Annotated in this window: 7 protein-coding genes; 2 read left to right on the plus strand and 5 right to left on the minus strand. The window is 59.5% G+C overall.

Annotated features, from left to right (window positions below):
• From EN969_RS17710 to purC, 4 genes are all read right to left on the minus strand, one after another.
• A partial coding sequence (locus EN969_RS17710; protein ID WP_206525171.1) for a phosphoribosylformylglycinamidine synthase subunit PurQ occupies positions 1–354 on the minus strand: 354 nt, incomplete at its 3' end.
• Between the two features lie 4 nt (positions 355–358).
• Positions 359–811, minus strand: a complete 453-nt coding sequence (locus tag EN969_RS17715) for a hypothetical protein (RefSeq protein ID WP_063167821.1) — start codon at positions 809–811, stop codon at positions 359–361.
• Positions 812–1,054 (minus strand): phosphoribosylformylglycinamidine synthase subunit PurS, encoded by a 243-nt coding sequence (gene purS, locus EN969_RS17720; protein WP_063170213.1) that lies wholly within the window; start codon positions 1,052–1,054, stop codon positions 812–814.
• Positions 1,055–1,097: 43 nt separating this feature from the next.
• Positions 1,098–1,892 (minus strand): phosphoribosylaminoimidazolesuccinocarboxamide synthase, encoded by a 795-nt coding sequence (gene purC, locus EN969_RS17725; RefSeq protein ID WP_013532127.1) that lies wholly within the window; start codon positions 1,890–1,892, stop codon positions 1,098–1,100.
• Between the two features lie 274 nt (positions 1,893–2,166).
• Here purC and EN969_RS17730 point away from each other — a divergent pair, with 274 nt between their 5' ends.
• Positions 2,167–2,487, plus strand: a complete 321-nt coding sequence (locus tag EN969_RS17730) for a DUF1476 domain-containing protein (protein ID WP_013532126.1) — start codon at positions 2,167–2,169, stop codon at positions 2,485–2,487.
• 128 nt (positions 2,488–2,615) lie between these two features.
• On the plus strand, positions 2,616–3,389 hold the full coding sequence (locus EN969_RS17735) for an HpcH/HpaI aldolase/citrate lyase family protein (RefSeq protein WP_127419277.1): 774 nt from the start codon (positions 2,616–2,618) through the stop codon (positions 3,387–3,389).
• Between the two features lie 38 nt (positions 3,390–3,427).
• Here EN969_RS17735 and EN969_RS17740 read toward each other — a convergent pair whose 3' ends face one another.
• The gene (locus EN969_RS17740; protein ID WP_063167822.1) at positions 3,428–4,597 is read right to left on the minus strand and encodes an acyltransferase; all 1,170 of its coding nucleotides are present in this window, start codon (positions 4,595–4,597) and stop codon (positions 3,428–3,430) included.
• Positions 4,598–4,712 lie beyond the last annotated feature (115 nt).

The raw sequence follows: 4,712 nt of genomic DNA on the forward strand, positions 1-4,712 counted from the left end.
CTCGAGCTTCACCTGCCGGCAGACGAATTTCAGCGAGGTGTTGCGCATCAAGGCGCCCGGCAACAAGCCGGCCTCGACCAGGATCTGGAAACCGTTGCAGACGCCGATGACCGTCACGCCCGCGGCCGCTTTTTCGGCCACTGCCCGCATGACCGGCATGCGCGCGGCGATCGCGCCACAGCGCAGATAGTCGCCGAAGGAAAAACCGCCCGGAATGGCGATCAGATCGACATCGGGGATTTCGGTGTCGGTTTGCCAGACGGTGACCGGCGGTGTTCCCGAAATCTTGGTCAGCGCCGCGATCATGTCGCGGTCGCGATTGAGGCCAGGCAGGAGGACGACGGCGGATTTCATTTTCTTAGTGATTCCCAAACTCGTCTAGGGCGAACCCATATTCGATTGCTGAGTAAATTTCGAGCAGGTACTGCTCTGCAATGTCTTCAACAACCACATATTTCACGCTGAGTGTCTTCAATCGCTCGATCTCTGCCCGAAAAACTTCAACGAAAGCCGGGTCTTTTTGAAGGTCTTTCCTGCCGGAACCTTTGCGATATGTGGGCTTTAGCCCTAGCTTTTGACGAGCGCGTTTGAAGGCATACGCAGCAGAACCATGATCTTGCCGGAGATGGTTCTTTAATCGCTGTGAGAGATTGTTCGTACGCCCGATTCTTTCGGGAGTGCCATCCTCCAAGAATAAATACACACCCGGCTCTGGTGGAAATTTATCCAGAAAGCCACGGGCTATTGCATCGTCGAGTCGGTGGAATAGCTCCACAACGTTGCTTGCATGTTTTGCAAAGACTGAGTTCAATCAGCCTATCTCCACCGCGTAATTCTCAATCACCGTATTCGCCAGCAGCTTGTCGCACATGGCCTTGAGGTCGGCTTCGGCCTTGGCCTTGTCGCTTTCCGCCAGCTCGACGTCGAACACCTTGCCCTGCCGCACCGTGCCGACGCCGCCGAAGCCCAGGCCGGACAATGCGTGTTCGATCGCCTTGCCCTGCGGGTCGAGCACGCCGTTCTTGAGGGTGACGGTAATGCGGGCCTTGATCACGCTGGACATGCTCCTGTTCTGATTATCGGGTCGCAAACCGCGATCAGTGCGGCTTGCCTTTGAGGCCGTCGGTCGAGGCGACGAGCACCGGGCCGGTCGGGCGCGGCGGCTCGTTCTCGTTCATGATGCCGAGGCGGCGGGCAACTTCCTGGTAGGCCTCGACGAGGCCGCCCATGTCGCGGCGGAAACGGTCCTTGTCGAGCTTGTCCTGCGTCGCCACGTCCCACAGGCGGCAGGAGTCCGGCGAGATCTCGTCGGCGACGACGATGCGCATCATGTCGCCTTCGAACAGGCGGCCGCATTCGATCTTGAAGTCGACGAGCTGGATGCCGACGCCCATGAACAGGCCGGAGAGGAAGTCGTTGACGCGGATCGCCAGCGCCATGACGTCGTCGATCTCCTGCGGGCTCGCCCAGCCGAACGCGGTGATGTGCTCTTCCGACACCATCGGGTCGTCGAGCGCGTCGGCCTTGTAATAGAATTCGATGATCGAGCGCGGCAGAACGGTGCCTTCCTCGATGCCGAGCCGCTTGGACAGCGAACCGGCGGCGACATTGCGCACCACCACTTCGAGCGGAATGATCTCGACTTCCTTGATCAGCTGCTCGCGCATGTTCAGACGGCGGATGAAATGGGTCGGAATGCCCATGCGGTTCAAATGGTTGAAAATATACTCGGAAATGCGGTTGTTGAGGACGCCCTTGCCGTCGATGACCTCGTGCTTCTTCTTGTTGAACGCGGTTGCATCATCCTTGAAGAACTGGATAAGCGTGCCCGGTTCGGGTCCCTCATAGAGTATCTTGGCCTTGCCTTCATAAATGCGGCGGCGATTTTTCATCTGATTTTTCTCTGGGGTTCCGGACAGGCGGTATCAGACCATTTCCTGTCCGTCTGCCTGAAATAGTGCGGCTACGGTAGGGTTCAATGCCGGGTCTATCCCAATCACATCGTTTGCTCAATCGGCAAATCCTTCCAATCAACCGCTTTCGGGACTGAAATGCCGCAGCGCAGCATGCGATGAAGCATATTGACCGGCCCGCGACCTTTTGGTTTGTGCTTTGACAACGCACATATTCACCGCCAACGAATCGAATTTGACCCGGAGGGACGCCATGAGCAGCATGAAAGACCGTGAAGAGGGCTTTGAGCGTAAATTCGCATTCGACGAGGAGCTTCGGTTCAAGGCCTCGGCGCGCCGCAACAAGGCGCTCGGCCTGTGGGCCGCCGAAAAGCTCGGAAAGTCCGGCGCCGATGCCGACGCCTATGCCAAGGAAGTGGTTATCTCCGACATCGAGGAGGCCGGCGACCACGACGTGTTCCGCAAGATCCGCGGGGATTTCGACGCGGCCGGCGTCGAGCAGTCGGACCACCAGATCCGCCGCACCATGGACGAACTGATGGCGCAGGCGATCGAGCAGATCAAGAACACCTGATCCGGGCCATGCGCTGATCCCGCGGCCATACGCTGGACCAATCGACCGCCCGGCCTATCCGGGCGGTTTTTCTTTGCCTTTGCCGCCGTTTCCGGCTGAAACTGCGGTCGCTAACAAGGAAAGAGTTCATGTCCCTGAAGTCCCGCCTCGCGGCCGATGAAACGTTGTTCACCGCATGGTCCGGTGTGCCGGATGCCTTGACGGTCGAGATCGTCGCCAAGCAGGGTTTCGATGCCGTCACGCTCGACATGCAGCATGGCGGCCATCACGAAGACAGCGTGCTGCGTGGCCTGGTGCCGGTGCTCGCTACCGGCAAGCCGGCGCTGGTGCGAATTCCCGTTGGCCGTTTCGACATGGCAAGCCGCGCGCTCGATTTCGGCGCCGAGGCGGTCATCGCGCCGATGGTGAACTCGGTTGCCGACGCAAAACTGTTCGCCGCCGCCATGAAATACCCGCCGGTCGGCGAGCGCTCCTGGGGCCGGACCTACGCTTTACCCCGCCACGGCCAAGGCGACCAGGCCGACTGGCTGCGCGACACCAACCAGCGCACCATGGCCTTCGCCATGGTCGAGACGCGTGCAGCCCTCGATGCGCTCGATGGCATCCTCGACACGCCCGGCATCGACGGCATCTTCCTGGGCCCGTCGGATTTCTCGATCGCCTGGAGCAATGGCGCCACGATCAATTCGACGCTGGAAAGCATGATGGAGACGGTGGCGTCGGTGGCCGAGCGCACCCGCAAGGCCGGCAAACATGCGGCGATCTACGTTGTCGAGCCGGCAATTGCCGGCCGGGTCGTGTCGATGGGCTATCGCCTGCTGGCCATGGGCTCGGAGCATGCGCTGATTTCACTGGGCGCAAAGACCCTGCTCAAGGGCATCAAGGATTCGATCGGATCCTGAACCCGAACCGGACGCACTGCCGTCACAGCGCCGGGCGGTTAGGCGCTCGACGCCGCAGGCGCCGCGGCGATAGGTCCGCCGCGCCTGAACCTGTTGAACAGGGCGCCGACCATCTGGACCCACCAGTTGTTGAAGGTCATGAGCGGCAACGCCGCGAGGATCGAACCCAGTATGGCGGCGGCGGCGCCGAGTGCGGTGGAACCGCTTGTCAACAAAACCCATGACCCCAATGAGCAGATAACGGGTACATGCACGAGGTAGAGTGGGAAGGACAGCTCGCCCAGAAAACGTGCCACCTTACCCGAGAACCATGATAAAGGCTCATCCACACTCAGCACCGCGTAGACCAACATGACGCTTGCCGGGATGGCCACGCAGGCTTGCCGCAGGCCCACATCGGAAGCCACGTCAAGCACGGCGAACGGGCGATATATGCCCACGGCACTCCCCGCATAACCCAGCAGCGCCAGGGAAACCATCACCATGGCGCCTCTCACCCACCGATTCGGGCGAAAATCCATGGCGAGAAGCGGATAGAGCAAGAGGCTGGCCGGAAAGGCACAAAGAAAGTAACTGACTTGCAGCGCCAGGAACACGACTGCTGCTATGCAGACCCAGAACGATAACGTCCAGCGGCCTTGAAGGAAAAAGACGATCGGGGCGAGGGCGAAGGTCAGCATGCTCCCCCAGAACTCGACCGTCATGGTCCACAGACTGCTGTCATAATAGTTGTCGCCGTAGATGAACGTCCGCCACGCCCCTTGCAGAAACGCGTCGGCGAAACTCGCAGTCTCCGGCGATAGCACCTTTGAAGCATTGCCGAAACTTCTCAGCCAGTCGGATTGGGTGACGGCGGCCGCATCCTTGATGAAATACAGGTCGAGCTTGAAGATGATGCAGGATGCCAGCGTCGTAACGAGTACCGGGCCGGCCAGGCGTGGCAGGCGCTTGATCGCACCCAACCGCAGATCTTGTGCCTTGCTGGTCTGAAAATAACGCTTCACGAGCACGTAGGAAGACAGGACGAAAAACAGGTAGACGGCGGAGCCGCCATTGAACGCGACGAAAGCCAGGCTTGTTTTGAGCGATTGCCCGGCCAAGTCTCCCTCGCCTTCCATCAATGGCGCAAAAGCACCCAAACAATGCCCATTCAGAACTACGAGCGCGGCGACACCTCTTAACAATTCGAGTGAAGCATCCTTGGCCAAGTATGGGCTTTCTTTGAATAATTGCTATTTAGTACGCGCGAATATAATCGTTCGGCGAACAGAGTTCGCCGTTGCTGGAGAGATTATCGCGATCTGCATTAAATTATTGTTCACG

The sequence above is a fragment of the Mesorhizobium sp. M7A.F.Ca.CA.003.01.2.1 genome, from assembly GCF_003998945.1.
GTDB lineage: Bacteria > Pseudomonadota > Alphaproteobacteria > Rhizobiales > Rhizobiaceae > Mesorhizobium > Mesorhizobium ciceri.

Coding starts and splice junctions, on each gene's coding strand:
- purC (WP_013532127.1), bottom strand. CDS start 1,892: ATGAAAAATCGCCGCCGCATTTATGAAGGCAAGGCCAAGATACTCTAT.
- EN969_RS17730 (WP_013532126.1), top strand. CDS start 2,167: ATGAGCAGCATGAAAGACCGTGAAGAGGGCTTTGAGCGTAAATTCGCA.
- EN969_RS17735 (WP_127419277.1), top strand. CDS start 2,616: ATGTCCCTGAAGTCCCGCCTCGCGGCCGATGAAACGTTGTTCACCGCA.